The 4,026-nt window shown below is 72.8% G+C and carries 3 protein-coding genes; 2 read left to right on the top strand and 1 reads right to left on the bottom strand.

All coding sequences use genetic code 11. The features are described from left to right. Nucleotides 1-265 precede the first annotated feature (265 nt). Together SACPADRAFT_RS0202990 and SACPADRAFT_RS0202985 are read left to right on the top strand one after the other, a co-directional pair. On the top strand, nt 266-1,219 hold the full coding sequence (locus tag SACPADRAFT_RS0202990; protein WP_007026772.1) for a Ppx/GppA phosphatase family protein: 954 nt from the start codon (nt 266-268) through the stop codon (nt 1,217-1,219). A 75-nt stretch (nt 1,220-1,294) separates the two neighbouring features. Then, on the top strand, nt 1,295-1,498 hold the full coding sequence (locus tag SACPADRAFT_RS0202985) for a hypothetical protein (RefSeq protein ID WP_007026773.1): 204 nt from the start codon (nt 1,295-1,297) through the stop codon (nt 1,496-1,498). Between the two features lie 8 nt (nt 1,499-1,506). Here the strand turns inward: SACPADRAFT_RS0202985 and SACPADRAFT_RS0202980 are convergent, their stop codons facing one another. Further along, complete coding sequence (locus SACPADRAFT_RS0202980) at nt 1,507-3,909, bottom strand: glycoside hydrolase family 65 protein (RefSeq protein ID WP_007026774.1); 2,403 nt, start codon at nt 3,907-3,909, stop codon at nt 1,507-1,509. Nucleotides 3,910-4,026 lie beyond the last annotated feature (117 nt).

Here is a 4,026-nt window from a genome sequence, read left to right as displayed (position 1 = left end):
GCCGCCGCGGCGGCACCCCACCGGGCCGTCTCGTCCGGCCGGGCGCCCGGCAGCCCCGGCGTCCGGTCGCCGGGCATGCGCACGGTTGCCACTCTCCTCGTCCCCTCCGGTGTGATTATTCCCTTCTCTAGGATCGCCGGGACGGGTCTGTGTCGTTACGGCAACAGGTGTCACACGAACTATTGTCACCCGAACGGGTTACAGCGCCGTTATCCGTCGCGGTGCGTGGGAATCCGTCGGTTTTCGCGAAAGGGAGGTGCGGTCGGTGTCGGGCTCGGGCACGGTCGGCGTACTCGACGTGGGCTGCTTCAGTGCACGGTTGCGGTGTGTGGACCGTGCCGGGGCGGCCCTCGAACCGGTGGTGAACCACAAGACCCGACTACGCCTGGACCGGTCGCTCGATGCCACCGGCCGCCTGCGCGACGAGGGAGTGGACGCGGTGGTGTCCGCCGTCCGTTCCGCCGCCGAGGTCGCCCGACGCAACGAGGTGACCGACGTCTTCGGCCTGGCGACCTCGTCCATCCGGGACGCGCGCAACGCCGAGGAGATCCGGTCCCGGGTCCGGGACGAGACGGGGATCGGCCTGCGGTTCCTCAGCGGGGTCCAGGAGGCCGGGCTGTCCTACCGGGCCGCGCGGGCGTGGTTCGGTTCGGAGGCCGGGCCGCTCGCCGTGCTCGACATCGGCGGCGGCACCGTCGAACTCGCCGCCGGGCGGGGGATGCACGCCGAGTTCGCCCGGTCGCTGCGACTGGGCGCCCGGGAGACCACCCGCCGGTGGCGGCTGGACACCGACCGCCCGTCCGGGCACGCGCTCGACGCACTGCGGGACGACGCCGTCGAGCGGGTCCTCGCCGCGGTCGGGGACGAGGTGCCCCGCCTGCGGGAGTTCCGCACGGTCGGCTGCTCGAAGGTGTTGCGCCAGCTCGCCGTTCTGGCCGGCCGACGGCGGAAGGGCACGAAGAGCCGGGAACTGCACGTCGAGGACGTGCGGGAGTGGATCCCGCGGCTGGCGGCGCTGCCGCCCGCGCGCCGGGCCGAACTGCCCGGGATCTCCCGCCCGCGTGCCCGCCAGTCCCTCGCCGGTGCCGTGGTGGCCGAGGCGCTGCTCACCGTGTTCGGCGGCCCCGTCGTCACCTGCCCCTGGTCGACGACGCAGGGGCTGCTGCTCGCGCTGATGGACGAGGGCACCGGCGAGTGGGTACGGTCGCAGGCAGCGTGATCGCCGTGGCGGCGTGCGTGTCGGCACTCCCGTGAGGTGCCGACGAGTCGCTCACCGAAGGCGAGGTCGATACCGATGAGCCGCCCCGAGTTCCCCCCGGCCGACGAGCGCGGACCCGGGCCCGAGGAGACGGACCCGGTCCGCGACCGAATGCGGCACCGCCGGGAGCCCGACACCGACGGGACGCTGAACCGCGACGTCCCCGAGCCGCCGAACAAGGACGACATCCGCACCGACGACGTGACCTCGGACGCGGGCACCGTCGAACCCCCGGACTGAGGACGACGTCATCCCGCCCCCGCGGGGCCCGGAGCGCTGCGGGGCCGGTCAGCCCCGATGATCGGGACCCAACGCCGGGCGGGGGCCCGCCCGGCGGGCTGGGACGGGCGTTCGGTCGGTTCGCCGGGAGGCAGGGGCAGGGTCGTCGACTCCTCGGTGACGGTCACCGGTTCCCCGTAGTGCGTGAGCGTGAACGGTTTGCCGTGGATCAGCCGGTAGGTCGCCGACTCCCGCCGGATCTCGACGCAGAACTGGGATCCCCGGAAGCACATCCGGAAGGCGATCCGGTGTGGGACGGACGGCAGCCGTGGGGCGAAGCTCAGCTCGCCCCCGTGGTCCCGCATCCCGCCGAACCCGGCGACCATCGCCAGCCACGAGCCCGACATGGCGGCCATGTGCAGCCCGTTGCGCACGTTGTGGTGCAGGTCGCGCAGATCGGTCAGGGCCGCCTCGGCGAAGTAGTCGTAGGCCAGGTCCGGGTGTCCGCACTCGGCGGCCAGCACCGCCTGGGTGGCCGCCGACAACGACGAGTCCCGGACGGTCAGCTGTTCGTAGTAGGCGAAGTTGCGCCGCTTCTGCTCCAACGAGAAGGCGTCGCCGCGCAGGTGCATCGCCAGCACCAGGTCCGCCTGCTTGACCACCTGTTTGCGGTAGAGGTCGAAGTACGGGAAGTTCAACAGCAGCGGGTACCGGTGGGTCGGTGTCCCCGCGAAGTCCCACCGGGCGTGCTCGGTGAACCGCTCCGACTGCGGGTGCACCTTGAGCAGGTCGTCGTACGGGATCCGCATCTTCCGGGCGGCCTCCCGCCACCCGGCGACCTCCACGTGGTCCACCCCGAGCTCCTCGGCGATGTCCGGCTGCTGCTCGCACGAGTCCGCGGCGGCGCGGAGGTTCCGCTGCGCCATCAGGTTGGTGTAGACGTTGTTGTCCACCACGGCGCTGTACTCGTCCGGCCCGGTCACCCCGTCGATGCGGAACCCGCCGTGCGGGTCGTGGTGGCCCAGGGAGATCCACAGGCGGGCCGTCTCGGTGAGCAGTTCGGTGCCGCACTGCCGTTCGAACTCGGTGTCGTGGGTGGCCTGCAGGTACCGCACCACCGCGTCCGCGATGTCGGCGTTCACGTGGAAGGCCGCGGTGCCCGCGGGCCAGTACGCCGAGCACTCGGCGCCGTTGATCGAGCGCCACGGGAACGCCGCCCCGCGCAGCCCGAGCTGTGCGGCGCGGTCCCGCGCCTTGTCCAGGGTGCTGTGCCGCCAGCGCAGGGCGTCCCGCGCGGCGTCCGGCAGGGTGTAGGTGAGCACCTGCAGCACGAAGGTCTCGGTGTCCCAGAACGCGTGGCCGTCGTAGCCCGGGCCGCTCAGCCCCTTGCCCGGGATCGCCCGGCTCTCGCCGCGGGCCCCGGCCTGCAGCACGTGGAACAACCCGAACCGGACGGCCTGCTGGAGTTCCGGATCGCCGTCGATCTCCACGTCCGCGCTGGCCCAGAACTGGTCCAGGAACCGCCGCTGCTCGGCCAGCAGCCCCTCCCAGCCCGTCTGCAGGGCCCCGGCGAGCGCGGCGTCCACCTGCGCGTGCACCGCGGGCAGCGACCGTTGCGCCGACCAGCCGTAGGCCAGGTACTTGGTCACCCGCAGCTTCCCGCCGAGCGGGACGTCGACGGCGATCGTGAGCCGGGCCAGGTCCTGCTCCACCGTGATGTCCGTGCGCAGGTCCTCGCCGGCCTCGATCCGGTGGTCCATGGCGGCGGCCATGCGCAGCCCGGACCGCTTCGTGCGGTGGACCAGCACGGCACGCTGGTGCTCGGCACGGGCGAACTCGCCGATCAGCGGTGCCTCCAGGGCCGCGGCCACCCGCGGATCGCCGGAGTCCGACTCGATGGGCTCGTTGGCGAGCAGGTCGGACTGGGCCACGAGCTGGACGTCCCCGTCGAGCGGTTCCACCTCGTACCGGATCGCCGCCGCCGCCCGTTGGGTGAACGACACCAGCCGTTCGGTGCGGACCAGCACCCGCCTGCCCGTGGGGGAGACCCACTCGGTCTCCCGCCGCAGGGTCCCCGTCCGGAAGTCCAGCGTCCGGGAGTGCCGTTCCGCGTGCCCGTACCGCATGTCCAGCGGTTCGTCCTCGACGAGCAGGCGGATCACCTTCCCGTCGGTGACGTTGACGACCGTCTGGCCCGCCTCGGGATAGCCGTAGCCGCCCTCGGCGTACGGCAGTTCGTGCTCCTCGTAGAACCCGTTCAGGTAGGTCCCGGGCAGCCCGCGCGGTTCCGCCTCCTCCAGGGTGCCCCGCATCCCGATGTGCCCGTTCGACAGGGCGAACGTCGACTCCGTGCGTTGCAGCTGGTCCACGGCCAGGCCCTGCCAACGGAGCTCCCACGGCGAGCGCTCGTAGCCACGTGCGACGTCGGTCACGCTCCTCCCTTCAGCGATCCGGCCGGCAACAGGTCGGCGAGGTCGTCGACCACGACGTCGGCGCCCGCCGCCCGCAGGGCCCGCGCCTGCTCGGCCCGGGCGTCGCCGACGGTGGCC

This window comes from Saccharomonospora iraqiensis subsp. paurometabolica YIM 90007, assembly GCF_000231035.2.
Taxonomy (GTDB): Bacteria; Actinomycetota; Actinomycetes; order Mycobacteriales; family Pseudonocardiaceae; genus Saccharomonospora; species Saccharomonospora paurometabolica.
This window is presented reverse-complemented; position numbering and strand designations above follow the sequence as displayed.